Source organism: Rhodococcus sp. 06-221-2 (genome assembly GCF_002258365.1).
Classification (GTDB): domain Bacteria; phylum Actinomycetota; class Actinomycetes; order Mycobacteriales; family Mycobacteriaceae; genus Rhodococcoides; species Rhodococcoides fascians.
In genome coordinates, this window is the sequence record NZ_NOYJ01000030.1 from 285589 (window position 1) to 304165 (window position 18577).

General features: G+C 65.7%; 18 protein-coding genes. 2 read left to right on the plus strand and 16 right to left on the minus strand.

The genetic code is table 11. The features are described from left to right. Positions 1-36 precede the first annotated feature (36 nt). From CH281_RS17550 to CH281_RS17560, 3 genes are read right to left on the minus strand one after another with little or no spacing between them, the layout of a single operon-like run. The gene (locus tag CH281_RS17550) at positions 37-879 is read right to left on the minus strand and encodes a transglutaminase family protein (RefSeq protein ID WP_196248540.1); all 843 of its coding nucleotides are present in this window, start codon (positions 877-879) and stop codon (positions 37-39) included. Continuing rightward, a complete protein-coding gene (locus tag CH281_RS17555) occupies positions 876-1850 on the minus strand; it encodes an alpha-E domain-containing protein (RefSeq protein ID WP_032368183.1) in 975 nt (324 codons plus the stop codon). The genes CH281_RS17550 and CH281_RS17555 overlap by 4 nt, the downstream gene beginning before the upstream one ends. Beyond that, positions 1851-3404 (minus strand): circularly permuted type 2 ATP-grasp protein, encoded by a 1554-nt coding sequence (locus tag CH281_RS17560; protein WP_230073984.1) that lies wholly within the window; start codon positions 3402-3404, stop codon positions 1851-1853. It abuts the gene before it with no gap. A gap of 355 nt (positions 3405-3759) precedes the next feature. On the opposite strand from CH281_RS17560, the gene rpsT reads away from it, so the two are divergent. Then, positions 3760-4020, plus strand: a complete 261-nt coding sequence (rpsT, locus tag CH281_RS17565; RefSeq protein WP_027497522.1) for a 30S ribosomal protein S20 — start codon at positions 3760-3762, stop codon at positions 4018-4020. A 75-nt stretch (positions 4021-4095) separates the two neighbouring features. Here rpsT and holA read toward each other — a convergent pair whose 3' ends face one another. From holA to CH281_RS17620, 11 genes are all read right to left on the minus strand, one after another. Continuing rightward, on the minus strand, positions 4096-5067 hold the full coding sequence (holA, locus tag CH281_RS17570; protein WP_027497523.1) for a DNA polymerase III subunit delta: 972 nt from the start codon (positions 5065-5067) through the stop codon (positions 4096-4098). A gap of 56 nt (positions 5068-5123) precedes the next feature. After that, positions 5124-6710, minus strand: a complete 1587-nt coding sequence (locus CH281_RS17575) for a ComEC/Rec2 family competence protein (RefSeq protein WP_094694966.1) — start codon at positions 6708-6710, stop codon at positions 5124-5126. Then, the gene (locus CH281_RS17580; RefSeq protein ID WP_080729208.1) at positions 6707-7663 is read right to left on the minus strand and encodes a ComEA family DNA-binding protein; all 957 of its coding nucleotides are present in this window, start codon (positions 7661-7663) and stop codon (positions 6707-6709) included. Before CH281_RS17580 ends, CH281_RS17575 begins: the two co-directional genes overlap by 4 nt. Before the next feature lie 107 nt (positions 7664-7770). After that, positions 7771-8619, minus strand: coding sequence for a DegV family protein (locus CH281_RS17585; protein WP_032389259.1), 849 nt, complete (start codon positions 8617-8619; stop codon positions 7771-7773). Beyond that, a complete protein-coding gene (gene octT / locus CH281_RS17590; protein WP_027497527.1) occupies positions 8616-9368 on the minus strand; it encodes a diglucosylglycerate octanoyltransferase in 753 nt (250 codons plus the stop codon). Before octT ends, CH281_RS17585 begins: the two co-directional genes overlap by 4 nt. After that, positions 9355-10008 (minus strand): histidine phosphatase family protein, encoded by a 654-nt coding sequence (locus CH281_RS17595; protein ID WP_027497528.1) that lies wholly within the window; start codon positions 10006-10008, stop codon positions 9355-9357. The genes octT and CH281_RS17595 overlap by 14 nt, the downstream gene beginning before the upstream one ends. Next, entirely contained in the window at positions 10005-10394 is a 390-nt protein-coding gene (gene rsfS, locus CH281_RS17600; RefSeq protein WP_027497529.1) for a ribosome silencing factor, read from the minus strand. Before rsfS ends, CH281_RS17595 begins: the two co-directional genes overlap by 4 nt. After that, on the minus strand, positions 10391-11104 hold the full coding sequence (nadD, locus tag CH281_RS17605; protein WP_027497530.1) for a nicotinate-nucleotide adenylyltransferase: 714 nt from the start codon (positions 11102-11104) through the stop codon (positions 10391-10393). The genes rsfS and nadD overlap by 4 nt, the downstream gene beginning before the upstream one ends. 107 nt (positions 11105-11211) lie before the next feature. After that, positions 11212-12627 carry a vWA domain-containing protein gene (locus CH281_RS17610; RefSeq protein ID WP_094664611.1) on the minus strand — a complete coding sequence of 472 codons (1416 nt, stop codon included), beginning with the start codon at positions 12625-12627 and terminating at the stop codon, positions 11212-11214. A 1-nt stretch (position 12628) separates the two neighbouring features. Beyond that, the gene (locus CH281_RS17615; RefSeq protein ID WP_094694968.1) at positions 12629-13510 is read right to left on the minus strand and encodes an AAA family ATPase; all 882 of its coding nucleotides are present in this window, start codon (positions 13508-13510) and stop codon (positions 12629-12631) included. A gap of 51 nt (positions 13511-13561) precedes the next feature. Next, entirely contained in the window at positions 13562-14842 is a 1281-nt protein-coding gene (locus CH281_RS17620; protein ID WP_094694970.1) for a glutamate-5-semialdehyde dehydrogenase, read from the minus strand. A 114-nt stretch (positions 14843-14956) separates the two neighbouring features. Between CH281_RS17620 and CH281_RS17625 the strand changes: the two genes are divergently transcribed. Beyond that, positions 14957-16075 carry an NADH:flavin oxidoreductase/NADH oxidase gene (locus CH281_RS17625; protein WP_032406844.1) on the plus strand — a complete coding sequence of 373 codons (1119 nt, stop codon included), beginning with the start codon at positions 14957-14959 and terminating at the stop codon, positions 16073-16075. A gap of 20 nt (positions 16076-16095) precedes the next feature. On the opposite strand, the gene CH281_RS17630 is transcribed toward CH281_RS17625, so the two are convergent. Together CH281_RS17630 and CH281_RS17635 are read right to left on the minus strand one after the other, a co-directional pair. Next, positions 16096-17052, minus strand: a complete 957-nt coding sequence (locus CH281_RS17630; protein ID WP_094694972.1) for a D-2-hydroxyacid dehydrogenase — start codon at positions 17050-17052, stop codon at positions 16096-16098. Next, positions 17052-18482, minus strand: coding sequence for an MFS transporter (locus tag CH281_RS17635; protein WP_051365181.1), 1431 nt, complete (start codon positions 18480-18482; stop codon positions 17052-17054). The genes CH281_RS17630 and CH281_RS17635 overlap by 1 nt, the downstream gene beginning before the upstream one ends. Positions 18483-18577 lie beyond the last annotated feature (95 nt).

Below are 18577 nucleotides of genomic sequence, written 5' to 3' on the forward strand. Positions count from 1 at the left end.
TTTGCGTATCCCTGGGTACGCAAAACGCGCACGACGCTAGGCCAGCCGCGTGATCTCCACGACCACGTCGAGAGCCGTCGAACCGCCGCCGGAGAAGATGCCCTTGAGCGGCGGGACGTCGGCGTAATCACGGCCGAGTCCGACCGACACGTGCTGCTCGTTGACGGCGATGGCGTTGGTCGGGTCGTAGCCCCACCACGCCCCGGTCCAGGCCTCGATCCAGGCGTGGCTCTGGCCTTCCACCGTCGCACCGATCGCGGCCTGTTTCTTCGGGTGCAGGTAGCCCGAGACGTACCGGCTGGGGATGCCGACGCTGCGCAGCATCAGCAGCGTCAGGTGGGCGTAGTCCTGACACACACCCTTCTTCTCCGACCAGGCCTCCACCGCCGAGGTGTGCACACCGGTGGTACCGGGAACGTACGACATCTCCTGGTTGACCCAGTTGGAGATCTCGACGACCGATTCCTGCGGCGGCAGACCCTTCGACAGCTTTTTCGCGACCGACGCGAGTTGCCTGTTCTTCGGCACGTACTCGGTGTTGTCGAGCACCTCGTTGAAGCGGTCGGTGATCGGGTCGCTGGCCAGCTCCTCCCATGAGGCGTTCTCGTCGGGGTAGACGAAGGGGTCGGTCTCGACCACCGACGAACCGGTCACCTCGAGCTCGGTGTGCGGCGCGTGCAGGTCGAATGCCGTCACCGCCGTTCCCCAGTAGTCGGTGTACCGGTAGGAGCGGGTCACCGGGTTGGTCTCGACTCGGTTCAGAATGACGTTCTGCCGGTTGTCACTTCGCGGCGTCAGTCGAGCCTCGTTGTACGACGACGTCACCGGTGCGTCGTACTGATAGCCCGTGGTGTGCACGACACGCATACGCCAGCTCACAGTTCACCTTCCAATTGATCTTCGTATGTGCCGGACCCGGCATCGGTCCACGCCACCCACGGCGCGGCATGGAAGTACTGCTTCGAGATCGCCTCGCCGAGTTCGCGGCAGGTTTCCTGCAATGCCAGCAGCCGATCCTGCAGGTCCTCGAGAATTGCACCGGGACGCAGGAATTCGAGCTCACTTCGAGCGCGACCGAGTAGGCGCTGCGCCTCGGCGCGGGCACCGACGCGACTGTTCGGCTGATGATCGAGCTGGTCGAGAGACCGTTCCGCCTCGGTCAGTGCGTAGAACACCGAACGCGGAAAGAGTCTGTCCAACAACATGAATTCCAGTACTCGCTGGGCATCGAGCGCGCCGCGGTAGGTGCGCAGGTAGGTGTCGTGGGCACCGGCCGAGCGAAGCACAGTGACCCAAGCCGGCGACGACGGCCGGTCACCGGCTCGCGAGAGCAACAACCGAACGATCATGTCGATGCGCTCGACCGAGCGACCGAGCAGGAGAAAGCGGTAGCCGTCGTCGTGGCTGAGGGTGGAGTCCGCGAGACCGGCGAACATCGCGGCGCGCTCCTCGATGTAGCTGAAGAACTCGGCCGGGCCGGTGCGCTTGGACGCCCTGATGCGCTCGTTCAATCCGTTGTACGTGGTGTTCAAGCACTCCCACATCTCACTGGACGTGACTTCACGCGCACCTCGGGCGTTCTCGCGCGCACTCGACAGTGAGTCCACGATCGAACCCAATCCGTCGCGGCTGAAGGCGACGACCTCGGTAAGCGACCACACGTCGAGCGAGACGTCCGGCTCGTGCTGGAAACCGAGCACTCGCAACAACACTCGCGAAGTGTGGTCGGGATCGACTGTGGCGTCTTCGAGAAGTTGGTGGACGGTGACATCGAGAATGCGGGCCGTGTCATCCGCTCTCTCCACATACCGCCCGATCCAGTAGAGCGACTCTGCGTTGCGCGCGAGCATTTACTGTCCACCGCCGTTCGAGTCCGAGTTCGTTGCCTGCTGCTGTTGCTGCTGCTGCTGCTGATTCATTTGTTGGTCCATCGTCAGCTCCGGGCCTTGTTCGGCCATCGGTGACTCCGGCGGAACGCTGACGATCTCGTCGCCAGCAAGTTCCTGCTCCTCCTGAGAGGTCCGAGTGGCGAGCACCCAGGTGTCCTTGCTGCCACCGCCCTGGCTGGAGTTCACCACCAGGGACCCCTCCGGCAACGCCACTCGGGTCAGTCCGCCGGGCAACACCCAGACGTCGTCGCCGTCGTTGACCGCGAACGGCCGCAGGTCGACGTGGCGGGGTACCAAGCGATCGCCGATCTTCGTCGGCACCGTCGAGAGCTGTACGACGGGCTGGGCGATCCAGCCGCGCGGATCCGCGCGGACCTTCTTGCTGATGGTGGCGAGTTCCTTCGGCGAGGCGTCGGGTCCGAAGACGATGCCGTAGCCGCCAGAACCTTCCACCGGCTTGATCACCAGTTCGTCGATGCGGTCGAGGACTTCCTCGCACTCGTCGTCGAGCCAGCACCGGAACGTGTCGACGTTGGCCAGCAGCGGCTTCTCGCCCATGTAGTAGTCGATGATGGTGGGAACGTAGGTGTAGACGAGCTTGTCGTCGCCGACGCCGTTTCCGACGGCACTCGAGATGACGACGTTGCCTGCGCGGGCGGCGTTGACCAGACCTGCTACTCCCAGCACCGAGTCGGGACGGAACTGCATGGGGTCGAGATAGTCGTCGTCGATTCGTCGGTAGATGACATCGACCTGACGCTCACCCTCGGTGGTGCGCATGTAGACGATGTTGTCTCGGCAGAACAGGTCTCGACCTTCGACGAGCTCGACGCCCATCAGCCGAGCGAGCAGCGAGTGCTCGAAGTACGCCGAGTTCGCCACGCCCGGAGTGAGAACCACCACGGTCGGGTCGGCCTCGTTGAGGGCGGCCGATGCGCGCAGTGCCCGCAGCAGATGCGAGGCGTAGTCGCCGACGGCACGCACGCGGTGACTGGCGAACAGGTCCGGGAACACCCGGGCCATGGTCCGGCGGTTCTCCATGACGTAGGAGACGCCCGAGGGTGAGCGCAGGTTGTCTTCGAGGACACGGAACGTGCCCTGCGCGTCGCGCACGAGGTCGATTCCGGCAACGTGGATACGTACGCCGTTGGGCGGGGTGATGCCGACGGCCTCACGGTGGAAGTGCTCGCACGACGTGATCAGGCGTTTCGGAACGACGCCGTCCCGCAGGATTTCCTGGTCTCCGTAGATGTCGGCGAGAAACATCTCGAGAGCCTTGACGCGCTGCTTGATGCCGCGTTCGAGACGCGACCACTCCCCTGCTGCGATGACGCGGGGCACCTGATCGAGCGGGAACGGGCGTTCTTGGCCGGACAGCGAGAACGTGATGCCCTGGTCGACGAACGCGCGTCCGAGCGCATCCGATCTGGCGTCCAGGTCCACGGCGTTCGCCGGGGCGAGCGCCGTGTGGATTCCTTTGTACGGCGTTCGAGTACGACCGTCCGAGTCGAACATCTCGTCGAAGGCGAGGCTGTACTTTCCGACGTCGGAGTACCCCCCGAACACCCCGTCTGCATCGGGTTCGACACGATCCGCTGACTTCGTTCTGGTCGCTTTGGCCTTGGAGGCGGCATGCGTTGCCGATCGCGGACTCATCCTGGCAATGTTGCTACAGAGACAGGAGTTAGGCGCGGTAGAAGCGTTAAATTCTTGAAACGGCTGTGGAGGGCGACGCCGGATTGGGTTCTGCCGTCCTGTGCTGGTATTCTCGATCTTCGGCGCAGGGCTCAACGCTCAGCAGCAGACTTCGGGCATTCCAGCATGGATCGCCCTGACCGGAATACCGACGAAGACGACAAGGATTTTACGCGTGGCCAATATCAAGTCCCAGAAGAAGCGGATTCTCACCAACGAGCGTGCACGCCTGCGCAACCAGTCGGTGAAGTCCTCCCTTCGCACCGTCATCCGCTCGTTCCGCGAGGCACAGGCTGCGGGCGACAAGGACAAGGCTTCCGAGATTCTTCTCGATGCCGGCCGCAAGCTCGACAAGGCCGCCAGCAAGGGCGTCATCCACAAGAACCAGGCCGCCAACAAGAAGTCGGCACTGGCTCTCGCAGTCAACAAGCTCTGATCTCGTACTGAGCTCGATCGAGCCCGCTGCATCCGATGAGGACGCAGCGGGCTTTGTCGTGCGCCGGGCACCCCGCTAGCGGTCACCCAACGAGGCGACCTCGGCGACAGCTCGCTCCACCGCGTAGTCCGCGTCCGCTGCTTGGCCTTTGACGTCGGCGTTCAGCTGCGCCACCACGCGCAGGGCCTGCGCTATCGAGCGGCCGTTCCAGCCGCGCGCTTGGCCCTGCGCCTTCTTGATCTTCCAGGGCGGCATTCCCAGTTCGCCTGCCATCCGGAACGGGTCACCGCGACCGGCCGAGCCGACGAGCGCGATTGTGCGCACGGCATCGGCGAGCGCATCCGCGAGAAGAACGTGGGCCACTCCCCGGTGCATCGCCCACCGCAAGGCTTCGAGAGCGCCGGCTCGATCACCGATGACGGCCTTGTCCGCGACGTCGAATCCCGATACCTCCGCCTTGCCCGAGTAGTACCGACGCACGGCGGCCAGATCGACTTTGCCTCCGGTGTCGGAGACCAACTGTGAACACGCCGAGGCCAATTCGCGGAGTTCGTTACCGACGGACTCGACGACAGCCTCGATCACCTCGCCGCTGACGCGGACGTCCGCCGCGCGAAACTCGCCCCGGACAAAATCGATCCGCTCGGCCGGTTTGGTGAGCTTGACGCATTCGTGGACCTGAGCCCCGCATTTCTGGAGGGCACCGACCATCGCTTTGGCGCGGCCGCCGCCGGAATGCATGACCACCACGACGGCACCCTCGGGTGGATCGGTAGCCGCGTCGAGCACCAGAGCGACTGCATCCTTACCGGCCTCGGCCGCCGCCTCGAGTACGACGACACGGTCTTCAGCGAACAGAGACGGACTCAGCAGTTCGGCGAGCTCGGGAGCACTTGCGTCACCGGTCCGCAGCCGGGTCACCGGGAGGTCCTCCCCCGGGATCGCCGCATTCGCACGCACCTGCGTCACGATCGCGGCCACCGCACGATCCATCAGTAGTTCCTCGTCGCCGAGTACCAGATGCAGAGGAGCCACACTCGAAGTCACGACCATGATCGTGCCATGCGCCGCCGACACCACGGACATCCGCTTCGGACCGTCACTCACCACACGACATGGGCCGTCCACAGCGCCAGAAGTGCAATCGCGAACGTGGCCGACACCCAGCGGAACAACGCCCATCGCAGCGCGCCCAGGAGCACGACAGTGCCGACGATCGCCGCCGCGATTCCACGGACACCCTCCGGAACGACGACCGATGCTGCCGGCACCGACGCGGCACGCTCGGCCACCGTGATCAACCACCACAACGGTGCCGACGCCAGCTGCGCCGTCACGTCGGCCAACGAGGTGCTGACCACAGCCAACACCGCAGTCACGATGCCCACCACGGTGATGGGAGCGACCACCGGCGAGACCAGTACGTTCGCAACCACACCCACCACGCTGAACGTTCCCGCCATTGCCGCGACGACGGGTGCCGTCACCACGTGGGCCGCCGCGGCGACCGCCACCACCTCCGCAGCTGCCCGGGGCCATCCTCGGGCCCGCAGCCAGTCCACCCAGATCGGTGCCACCAGCACCAGCCCCGCGGTGGCGAACACAGACAACACGAATCCGACGTCCACGGCGAGCCGCGGCCACCACCCGAGTAGTGCCAACACCGCGCCGCACAAGGCCGGGACCGCTTGCTTCCGTCTGCCGGTCACCAAGGCCAGCAAACCGATCGACCCCATCACCGCGGCGCGCAACACGCTGGGGGACGGTCGGGCCACGACGACGAAGGCGATCAGAACGACGAAGGCAATCGTGACGGTGGCGCGAGGCCCTATCCCTATGCCGCGCAACACCAACAGCACGGCACCGATCAGGATCGAGAAGTTCGCACCCGACACCGCCGTCAGATGCGTCAAGCCCGCGGCTCGGAAGTTCTCGACTACCTGCTCGTCCAATCGTGAGACATCGCCCACGACGAGGCCCGGCAGTAGACCTGCCCGGTCCGACGGGAGCGAATTCTGCGCCACGTCTGCCAGATTCGAGCGAAACGAGCCCGCCGCCGACGAGACCGGTCCGGGCTCACCTACTGCCACCGGCGGACCGGTCGTTCGGATGACGGCCACGGTCATATCGGACCTGGTGGGCACCCCGAGCCGGCCTCGGACCGTGATCTGCTGGCCCGGAAGTAGTGCCGACCATGTCGACTCCGGCGCCACGATCGATACCCGGCCGCCGACGTAGAGCGCCTCGCCGCCGACATCGACGCGGGTCATCTCCGCCTGCAACATCACCATCCGCGGCCCGGGCGCGGGTAGGCGTCGCGGGTCTTCTTCGAGATCGACCACTGCCGTGATCCATGCCCGATTCTGCGCGGCCGCAGCCACTGGATGCTCCGCCACTGAGCGCATCTGAAGCCAGATCGCACCGCCGAAACACAACGCCACGACGATCACCGCGGCCGCCCCGGACCACACGTGTCTCGCAGTGTCCGCTCGACCCGTCGAGATCCTTTGCAGCACAACGGCTCCCAGCACCACGATCGCGCACGTCACCACCGTGGCCGTCACCGCCGCGCTCGGACCGGCGAGAATACCGGTCGCAGTGATAGACCAGGATGCCGCCGCCGCCGGAATCAGGCGGATGTCGAAAGGAACTGGTTCCTCGGAGTCCGTCGACGACGGCACCCCGGTCACGAGACTCGGACCAGGTCGCGAATCTTGGTGAGCCGGCCCGGGCCGATACCGTCGACCTCGGCGAGCTGATCGACCGATACGAAGCGGCCGTTCGTGTCTCGCCAGCTCACGATCGACGTTGCCGTCACCGGTCCCACACCGGGCAGCGCATCCAATTCTGCGACCGTGGCCGTATTGAGGTCCACTGCTCCGCCGGCGGCAGGGCCCGCCTGGTCCGTCGTCGAACCGGCAACTCCGCCCGGCCCTGCATCCTGACCCGACGTGGTGCCGCTGACCGGAGGGGCCGCCGGAGCCGGCACCAGCCCCACGACGATCTGATCGCCGTCCGACACCCGAGCTGCCATGTTCAGCGCCAACAGATCGGCACCCTCCACAGCCCCTCCCGCTGCGGCCAAAGCGTCGGCGATGCGCGAGCCCGGTTGCAGCCGAACGAGACCGGGATGCGCGACGAGTCCGACGACACTGACGACAAGTTCTGTTTCCGCGACCGGTGCCGTGCCGGCCGTCTTGTCCGGCGACCGGCCCACCGACCCGGATTCGGACATCGCCGAGTCCGGCGCGCGGGTATCGGCGGCGTCGGTGGAGACCACCGCCAGTGGTGGTGCGGGCGCAGGCGTCGGCGCATCTCGAAACACCGCGAAGCCGGCGACGAGGACCACGAACACACCCGCCGCCGCCAACGCCTTCACACCGGGTCGGCCGGGATCCACCCGCGCGAATCGCCACCGCTGCGGTAGCAACGACGACCATGGTGATTCGGGACGCTGCGCGGCAGGAAGCAGCCACTCCGGATCGGGACGCACGACGCCGTCCTGTGGTTGCCCGATCGGCGGCTCGCCCTGGGGGTCATCGAATTCGTCGACTCGGCGCGGCTCGGCGCGCGCGGAATCATTCTGCCTCCGCACGGAATTCAATCGTGCCACCGTGTGTGCCCGATCGTCGTCGCCGCCCATGTCTCAGGACGCTAGCGCCTTCCGGACGAACCCGACCGGGGCGAACGGTGGTCGCGAACTGCCCTGTGCACAATCGAGAGTCTGTGGATGACGCGGCTCGATACGCCCTACCGATGACCAGGAGCGACGACTACGCCGACGGCACCGGGACCGACGTGTGCACCGAGCACCGCACCGAACGGCAGCACGTCGACGCTGGTCAGGTCCGGGATACGCGCCATCAGCATGGCTGAGACGTCCTCGGCTCGCTCGGCGCACTGCATATGATGCACAGCCACGACAACCCCGGATTGCGTACCGATGTCGGCCGCCGCGGCAGCTGCCGCGTCCACCAGCTTGCTCAGTGCTTTCGAGGAGGTTCGCGTCTTCTCGCGCAACACCAGCGCACCATCGCTGATGTACAGCACCGGCTTCATCGCCAGGGCCGTACCGAGCAGGGCTGCGGCAGTGCCGATACGGCCGCCGCGGCGCAGGTGATCCAATCGATCGACGACGATGAAACATCTCGACGACGCAGACCTGCGAACAGCATTGTCGTAGACCTCGTCGAGTCCGGCTCCACCCGCTGCGGCATACGCTGCTGCCAGCGCCGGGTAGCCCAATCCCATTCCGGCAGAACCGGAATCGACAACCTTCACCAACGATCCGATCTGCTCGGCGGCCTGCCGCGCAGCCTCCCAGGTGCTCGACAGGCCCCGGGAGATGTGCAGTGCGACGACGCCCGCCCCGCGACTGCGTTCGAGAGCTGCGGCATAGACCTCGGTCAGCTCGCCCGGAGACGCCCCCGCGGTCGTCACCGGCTTTCCGTCGGTCGATTGTTCGGGAATCTCGTCGATACCCTCACGATGGTCGACGCCGTCCACCAACACATGCAGCGGTGCCACCGTGATACCGCACTCGGCGGCTATGGACGCGGGCAGGCAGGACGACGAATCGGTGACGACGGCGACGGTCATGGGTGCCGGATCGCTGCCGCCGCTGCCACCGGTCGCAACACCGTCAGCATTGCGTCGGCCACGGCCACGTGTGCATCCCAACCCCAGTGGATTCCGTCGGGGTTGGCGTTCTCGGACTCGATGTTCGGACGAACTGCCTCCGCGAGATCGACCATCGGAACACCGTTTTCGTCGCTCCAGGCACGCAGCGCTCGTACCGCGGGCTCGCGCCCCGAATGCACCCGCCCGTAGGCGTCGCACCGATGCACCGACGGATAGGTACCGACGACGGGCAATTCCGGCCGCACGTAGGCCAATGCGGCGCGGGTCTGCTCGAGGTAGTCGACACTCAGTCGCGGCGGAAGCGCCACCGGCCAACCCAGATGCGACAGGACCGGCTGCACCGCTTGATAACCCGCGCGAACGACCCGCCGAAGTGCGGGCGGACGGATGTAGCGGATCTGCTCACGCAACGCGGTCGGTAGCGGCGACGGCAACGAGTCCATGCCGCCGATTCCGAGTACGACGGCACCGGCCCGCGGTATCACCGCCCACACTCGCGGATCCTGGGTCAGAGCCCACCACGCATCGCGGCTCGTCCAGCCGATGCGGGCTACCAGCTCGACATCCCAATCCAGCTCTGCAGCAACGATATTGGGCCACAGCCGAGGATCGTCGACCGGCAGCCCGCCCTCGGGTCCGTAATAGCTCAGCGAGTCCGCCAGCACGAGCAGCACGGGGCGCGCGGCGGCCTCCTCAGAGGACGTCACTGGCCACCCGCGCCGAGGCGTTCCAGACGTCGAGCCGCCAGGACGGGTTGTCACCGGGTCCGTGCGCACCGAGCTGTACCCAGCTGGTGTTGGCGAGGCCGCCGAGCACCGGCCAGCGATCGGTCGGCAGTGCGAGCAACGCTGCGGTCAGGGCAGCGATCAACCCTCCGTGCGCCACGAGCACCAGTGGTCGCTGGTCGCCGTCGGCACCCCACTCGGGGACGCCGCCGAGGAGCTCACGCACCAGCGGCACGCTGCGGTTCGCAACGTCGATGCGACTTTCCCCACCGGGCGGGGCGACGGTTGCGTCGGCACGCCAGGCCGGACGCGCCCCGGGGGCGATGTCGTCCACCTCGGTGTGGGTGAGTCCCTGCCAGTCGCCGAGATGTGTCTCCCGCAGCCGCTCGTCCGTGGACACCGGGACTCCAGCCGCGTCCCCGAGAGCTTCCGCAGTGTCGAGAGCGCGCTTGAGATCGGACGAGACGATGCGGATGGGCGCGCGGACAGCCAATTCGGCCGCAGCCGTCTTCGCCTGACTGCGGCCCAGCTCGGACAGATCGGTATCGAGCTGGCCCTGCATACGGTCGGTGGCGTTGTAGTCAGTCTGACCGTGGCGAAGCAGGATGAGCCGCCGGATCATTGCTCCGGTTCCGGTGCCGGATGCTGACCGAGGCCCGGAACCTCGATCGTCGGGCAGTCCTTCCACAGTCGCTCGAGCGCATAGAAGTTGCGCTCTTCGTTGTGCTGGACGTGCACCACGATGTCGGAGTAGTCCAGCAGCGCCCAGCGGCCCTCTCGGGTACCCTCGCGACGCACCGGCTTGTGTCCGGCCTCACGAAGCTGGTCCTCGATGTTCTCCACGATCGAGTTGACCTGACGCTCGTTGGGCGCGGAGGCGATCACGAAGCAATCGGTGATGTAGAGCTGGTCGGAGACGTCGAGGATCACCACGTCGCTGGCCAGTTTGTCGTCGGCTGCGAGCGCGGCGATACGCGCCATCTCGGCGGCTTCGGCTGTTGCAGTCACTTCGGTGTACTCCCACTCGTATGGCTCGGGTTCGCGGTCACTGCGCTGGTGACCGACCCGGCCGGTTGCTTCTTCTGTGGCGCCGGTTCCGACATGGTGACGGATCCGTCGAGGCGCTGCGCGCCCCGTGGTCGATAGAGGTTCCTCTTCGAGATGTATTGCACGACGCCGTCCGGGACGAGGTACCAGACCGGCCGATTTTCACCGGCACGACGTCGGCAGTCCGTCGACGATATCGCGAGTGCCGGGATTTCCATCAATGTGAGAGTGTCGGCGGGCAACGATCGTAGATGGTTGGCCAGATGATCGACGCCGAGCTCGAACCCCGGCCGCGTCACTCCGACGAACTTCGCGAGCTCGAAGAGCTCCTCCCAGTTCTGCCACGTCAGGATGGACTCGAGCGCATCGGCACCGGTGATGAAGTACAACTCGGCATCGGGGTGCTGCGCTCGAAGATCCCTCAGGGTGTCGACGGTGTACGTCGACTTCTCCCGGTCGACGTCGACCCGGCTCACCGAGAACCGAGGATTCGACGCGGTGGCGATGACCGTCATCAAGTAGCGATCCTCGGCCGGGCTGACCGACCGCCCCTCCTTCTGCCACGGGGTCCCGGTGGGAACGAAGATGACCTCGTCCAGACCGAACGTGGCCGCCACCTCGCTCGCAGCCACGAGGTGACCGTGGTGAATGGGGTCGAAAGTGCCGCCCATGACCCCCAACCGGAGAGTCGGCGTGGTGTTCGTGTCCTCACCGGGGCCGGATTCGTGCTGCACAACCGACGATTCTACGTCCGTGGCAGCGACGCCGGTTACACGCCTCATACCGGCAACAGTCGTGAGACCACCGTCGCGAGCTGTTGGGCCGACCGACACTCGTGCATCGCAATCACGTCTGCATACACCTTGGCCGCCGAATCACCGGATCCCCACTGAGATTTGGGTTCGGGGTTGAGCCAGTAGGCGTGCTTGGCCACCGAGACGATTCGGGCCAACGCCGGCAGCTTCGGTTCTCGATAGTTCGTCCGGGCATCGCCCAGAACGAGAACCGAACTGCGGCTGGTGATGACCTGCGCGTACTTCTCGTCGAATGTCGTCAGGGCATGCCCGTAATCCGAATGACCGTCGTAGGTCACCAGGTCCGCTTCCCGCACGATCCGGCTCATGGCGGCCCCGAGGTCTGCCCCGGAATCGAAGAACCGCGTCACCTCGTCGGTGGAGTCGACGAACGCAAAGATTCGCACCCGGGAGAACTGTTCACGAAGAGCGTGCACCAGCAGCAGGGTGAAGTTGCTGAATCCGGCCACCGACCCCGAGACATCGCACAGCACAACCAGTTCCGGCCGGGCACGACGCGGCTTACGCTCCACCAGATCGATGGGAATACCGCCGGTCGACATGGATTTGCGCAGCGTGCGTCGCAGATCGATGGAGCCGTGCCTGCTTCGACTGCGGCGCACCGCAAGTCGCGAGGCCAGCAACCGCGCCAGCGGTGCGACGTTACGCCGCAATGCAACCATCTCCGCGTCCGAGGCACGCAGGAAATCGACTTCCTCCGCCAGTTTCGGCACGCCGTAGCTCGCTACCCGGTCGCGGCCCAGTTTCTCGGCCGACCGTCGCCTCGTCTCACTTTCGACCATCTTACGTAGGTCGGCAATGCGTTGCGCTGCAGTACGTTTGGCCACCTCCGACTCGTAGTCGTCGGTGGGCCGATCCGGCGCGTCGTCACTCCGGCCCAGCAGGCCGTCGAGGATCTTACGAAGCAGCGTGTCGGGAGCAACATCACGCAACGCCTGATAGGCCGAGAACGACGGCCCGTTCGAGGACTTGTACTGACCGAGTTCCTCGACCATCTGGGCCGCCAGCATCTGGGTCAATTCGGCGGCCTCCGCCGAGTCGTCCGAGAGCAGTTCGACGATCAGTTCACGCAACGCATCGATATCGACCTCGCCTGTCTCGGTGCGAGGCAGCGCGGTGTCGATCTGCCCCGAATCCCTGGTCCCCGATGCCACCGGAAACCACAGGTCGAACAACGCGTCGAACACCCCGCGGTGCGTCGGCCGTCTCAGCAGCGCGCAGGCCAGCCCCTCGCGGACCGCTTCTCTGTCCAACAGATCCAACACCGACAGGACGCGTCCGGCATCGACGGTCTCCGACGGCCCCACCGAGATCCCACGCTTGCGTAACGCCTCGACGAAGCCGACGAGATGCCCGGGAATTCCGTGTGGGGCGAGCATGTCAGTTCAGCCGCAGTTCGGCGGCGGCGCGCACCTGATCGGACTGATGCTTGAGCACGACTCCGAGCGTCGACCGGACCGCGTCGTCGTCAAGAGTGTCCATGCCGAGGGCCAGGAGTGTGCGACCCCAGTCGATCGTCTCGGCCACCGACGGCAACTTCTTGAGCTGCATCCCTCGGAGCACGCGGACGGTCTTGATCATCTGCTCCGCGATCGCCTCGGGCAGTTCGGGAACGCGGCTGGCCAGGATTCGACGCTCGAGGTCCGCGTCGGGAAAGTCGAGGTGCAGGAACAGGCAGCGGCGCTTGAGGGCTTCCGACAGTTCGCGCGTGGCATTGGAGGTCAACACGACGAACGGGGTGCGCTCCGCCGTGATCGTGCCCAGCTCGGGAATGGTGATCGCGAAGTCGCTGAGCACCTCGAGCAGCAAGCCCTCGATCTCGACATCTGCCTTGTCGGTCTCGTCGATCAGGAGCACGGTCGGCTCGGTTCGGCGAATGGCCTGCAGCAGTGGCCGAGCCAGCAGAAACTCCTCGGAGAACACGCCGAGCTTCGTCGAGTCCCAGTCGGCACTCGAGCCGGATTGGATACGCAGGATCTGTTTGGCGTGGTTCCACTCGTACAGAGCCCTCGCCTCGTCGACGCCCTCGTAGCACTGCAGTCGCACCAGTTCGGCTCCGGTCGACTGCGCGACCGCGCGCGCCAATTCGGTCTTGCCGACTCCGGCGGGACCCTCGATCAACAGCGGCTTGCCGAGGCGATCGGCGAGAAAAACCGATGTTGCCGTGGCCTTGTCGGCCAGATACCCCGTCTCGGCCAGACGGGCCTGAACATCGTTCACGCTCGCGAACAACGGTGGTGTCGTCGGTAGGGCACGGTCCACGTCACAACTCCTGGAAGATCGGGTCTGGCGGGTCGAGTGGCTGCAGGCCGGTCAGACGGGTCTGACGTGCCCGTCGCCCCACACCGTCCACTTGGTCGAGGTCAGCTCGGGTAGGCCCATTGGGCCGCGGGCGTGCAGCTTCTGGGTGGAGATGCCGATCTCGGCACCGAAGCCGAACTGCTCGCCGTCGGTGAACGCGGTGGAGGCGTTGACCATCACGGCAGCCGCGTCGACTCGTCGGGTGAATTCGCGCGCAGCACCAATGTCCGACGCGACGATCGCCTCGGTATGGCCGGTGCCGTATCGGTCGATGTGGTCGATTGCCTCGTCGATGCCGTCGACCACCTTCAGCGCGATGTCGAGCGAGAGGTATTCCTGCGACCAATCGTCGTCGCCTGCGGGAACCAACCCCGGCAGATCACCGTGCACCGTGACGCTGTGCATCTGGAACGCCTGCAACAACCTCGGCACTATAGTCTCGGCGATCGCGGCATCGACCAGCACCGTTTCGGCGGCATTGCACACGCTCACCCGGCGGGTCTTGGCGTTGAGCACGATCTTCTCGGCCGTCTCCGCGTCGGCGGAGGAATGCAGATAGACGTGGCAGTTACCCACCCCGGTCTCGATGGTGGGAACCGTGGCATCACGCACGACCGCGGCGATCAGACCCGCTCCCCCACGCGGGATCACGACATCCACCAGCCCGCGGGCCTGAATGAGGTGGGTGACCGTCGACCGATCAGCACTACCGAGCAGTTGTACTGCCGATTCCGGCAGCCCGTGGCTCGTGAGCGCACCCTGCAGCGCCTCGACCAGGGCTGCGTTCGACTGCGCCGCGGACGAGGATCCCCGCAGCAGCACTGCGTTCCCGGATTTGAACGCCAGACCGAACGCGTCGACGGTCACGTTGGGGCGCGCCTCGTAGACCATGCCCACGACGCCCAGCGGAACCCGCATCTGCCTGATCTCGAGCCCGTTGGGGAGCGTCGATCCGCGGATGACCTCGCCGATCGGATCGGGTAGGCCCGCCACCTGCCGCAGCCCTGCGGCAATACCGTCGATGCGAGGTGCCGTCAGCCGCAGCCGATCGAGCAGACCCTCGTCCGTTCCCGCAGCGCGGGCGATCTCGATGTCGGCGGCGTTGGCTGCGAGCACCGGCTCCGCTGCGGCCAGCACGGCGTCGGCCGCGGCATGCAGCAGCGAATCCTTCTCCGCAGTGGTCAGCAACGCCAGTGCACGTGAAGCGACGCGGGCTCGGCGAGCAGCCGAGTGCACGTTCTCGCGCTCGTCGGCAGAGGACGGCACCGAAGCGGCCGAGACGGAAGCAGTCATGCACTACACACTAATAGGGCCGGGGAATGAAGCTGCATCTCCACGTCGTTGCAGCACAGCGTGGACATCGCCGACGTCACCGACGTCGAGACCGACAGACCGGAGGAACCACCTGTGAGTGCCCTGTTCGAGCCCCTGACATTGCGCGAGCTCACCTTTCCCAACCGGGTATGGATGGCACCGATGTGCCAGTACTCGGCCGACGAGACGGGCGAGAACGTCGGCGTCGCGGGCGACTGGCATCGCACCCACCTGGTGAGCCGCGCGATCGGCGGAGCCGGCCTGATCATCACCGAGGCCACGGCGGTCAGCCCCGAGGGGCGAATCAGCCCGTCGGACCTGGGCATCTGGAACGACACACAGGCCGACGCACTGGCCGAGATCGTCACCGAGATCTCGTCCTTCGGTACCGTCCCGGGCATCCAGCTGGCGCATGCGGGCCGGAAGGGCTCGACGGCGGCTCCCTGGCTCGGTGGCACATCACTGCCCGCCGAGGATCCCCGGAGCTGGGAGACCGTGGGCCCGAGCGCCGTACCGTTCGGTCGTTACGCGACACCACGGGAGGCGACAGCCGACGACATCGCAAAGATCGTCGACGATTTTCGTAACGCTGCGCAGCGCGCACTGAAGGCCGGGTTCCAGGTAGCCGAGATACACGGCGCGCACGGATACCTCCTGCACCAATTCCTCTCGCCAGCCAGCAACACCCGCACCGACGCCTACGGCGGCGACTTCGCGGGACGGACTCGCCTGCTGATCGAGGTGGTCGACGCGGTCCGTGAGGTGTGGCCGGCCGAGCTTCCGGTGTTCGTCCGTCTGTCGGCAACGGACTGGCTCGACGAACCCGAGAAGTCCGATGCTGCAGCCGACTTGGAAGCTCCGAGTTGGACCTCTGATCAGACTGTCGCGCTGGCGCAGATACTCACCGAGCACGGCGTGGATCTCGTCGATACGTCCACCGGAGGGAACGTACGCGCCGAGATTCCGGTCGAACCCGGCTACCAGGTGCCGTTCGCACGGCGTATCCAGAACGAGACCACGATGCCGGCCGCAGCGGTGGGGATGATCACCGAACCGAAACAGGCCGAGGACATCGTTTCGCTCGGCGAGGCGACTGCGGTGCTCCTCGCCCGCGAGCTGCTGCGCGATCCGTACTGGCCACGGCGCGCAGCCCGCGAACTCGGAGTGGAGATGGCACCGGCAGTGGCACCGCAGTACGAGCGGGCCTACTGACAGTCACATCACGAGACCGGTCACACCACGAAACCGAGCTTCTTGTCGACGACGTTGCGCAGCTGTTCGCCGCGGAAGTATCGCTGCGCGTTGTCGGCGAAGACGTCGGCGAGACGACTCTTCCACCCCGACGCGTCCCCGCTCATGTGCGGTGTGACGACCACGTTCTCGGCCGCCCACAGCGGGTGGTCGGCCGGGAGCGGCTCGGTCTCGAAGACGTCGAGCGCAGCCCCGGCGAGGTGTCCGGAAGCGAGATGCGTGAGCAGTGCATCGGCGTCGAGTAGCTCGCCGCGACCGACGTTGATCACCCTCGATCCGGGCTTCATCGCGGCCAACACGGAATCGTCGACCAGGCCCCTCGTCTGTTCGGTCAGCGGGGCAACCAGAACCAGGTAGTCGGCCCGCCCTACTTCGTCCACCAGATCATCACTGGCGTACACGGTGCCGAAGTCTCCGTCGCCGCCTCGCGCTGTTCGACCCACGCCGGAGACCGACATTCCCACGGCACTCAGCAGAGTCGCGATGGCACGACCGATTGCTCCGGTGCCCACGATCATCACGTGTGCACCGTCGATGCGTTCGGTCTCGCGGTGCTGCCAGGTCTTCGAATGCTGCAGTGTGCGCGAACGTTCGGAGTCCTTGGCGAACGCGAGGATCTGGGCCAGCACGAACTCCGCGATAGGTCGGTCGAACACTCCACGCGAATTGGTCACGACCACATCGGATTCCACCAGTTCGTCGAACAACAACGAGTCCACTCCGGCAGCGGCGATATGGATCCACTTCAGCGAACCGCAATGCGGCCACGCGGATTCGACTGCGGGCGAGAAGAAATCCCACAGCAGCAGGGCTTCGGCACCGTCGACGGCCTCGGCGAGCGTGTCGGCGGTGGCATATCTGATGTCTGCGACCTTCGCGACGGACTCGAGTCCGTCGGGAAGGTCGCCGGCATGCAGAACGGCCAGAACCGGAGGCACTACTTCGACTTGTATCCGACGAGCTCGACGCCGGACGCAGCGACCTCGTCGTCGTTGTCACCGGGGCACTGGGTGCCGCGCAACGACCGGCCGGCGGTTTCGGGCATCAACAGGATCGGAACGAACGCGATGGCAGCTGCGATCATCATGTACCAACCCGGGATCAGGTTGGAACCCGTTCGGTCGATCAGGAACGTCAGAATCAGTGGTGCCGTGCCGCCGAAGAGCGCCGTCGAGACGTTGTATCCGATGGCGAACGCTCCGTAGCGCACCTGGGTGGGAAACAGTGCGGGCAGCGTCGACGACACGCAGGAGCACATGATGACCAGCAACACTCCGAGACCGAGCAGGCCGATGCTCTGGCCGATCAGGCCGGTGTTGATGATCAGCAGAAACAGCGGGACGCTGAACACGAAGTACCCCACACAGGCGACCAGCAGCAACGGCTTTCGGCCCACCCGGTCGGACAGAGCGCCGATGGGGTTGATGATCAACATCATGATGATCATGATGGCCACGAGAGTGAAGTTCGACTGAGTCGTGCTGTGCCCCAACGTGTCGCTGAGGTACGAGGGCAAGAACGTGAGCACCGTGTAGTACGCGATGTTGAGCAGCAACACGAATCCCATCAGAATCAGGATTCGCTGCCAATACGTCAGGGTGGCCTTGAGGGAGGTGACTGCTCCACCTGCACCTTCTTCGACCGTGCCGCCGTCTTCCTTGGCCTCGGCGAACACAGGAGAATCCTCGAGCCGGGTCCGCAACCACAACGCGACGATGCCCAGCGGGAGCGTCACCAGGAACGGGATTCGCCAGCCCCAGGCCTCCATGGTCTCGTCTCCGAGCCCGACGTTGAGCAGGGTGCACAGGGTGGCACCGCCCACCGTGCCTGCGAGGGTGCCGAATTCGAGGAACGACCCGAAGAATCCGCGGCGCTTGTCGGGCGCGTACTCGGCCATGAACACTGCTGCGCCGCCGTACTCACCGCCGGTGGAGAAGCCCTGCACCAGTCGGCAGACGAGCAACAGCAACGGTGCTGCGATACCGATGGTGTCGAACGTCGGCAGCACACCGATCGCCGCCGTGGCCAACGTCATCATCGAGACGGTCAGGACGAGGACCTTCTGACGACCGATTCGGTCGCCGAGCGGGCCGAGCACGATGCCGCCGATGGGGCGAATGATGAACGACGCGGCCAGCACGGCGAACGTGGAGAGCAGACTCGCTCCCCCGTCGTCCGACGGAAAGAAGTTGGCGGCGATGTAGACGGCGAGGTAGCCGTACACCGCGTAGTCGAACCACTCCACGGCGTTGCCCAGTGCGGACCCGCCGATCGCGCGATGCAGAATTTTCGTTTCGTTCGCGCTGAGTGTGTCGGTACTCGGCGGATATCCGGTCGGCGAAGCTGCCGACCCTGAAGTTTCGGTCACGGTCCAATACCTCTCGCTTTATGACAACGTGGAGCGTCGGTTTGGTACTTCGCAGCGTCCGACTTTACGTCGACGCCGGACGCACGTCTCGAACA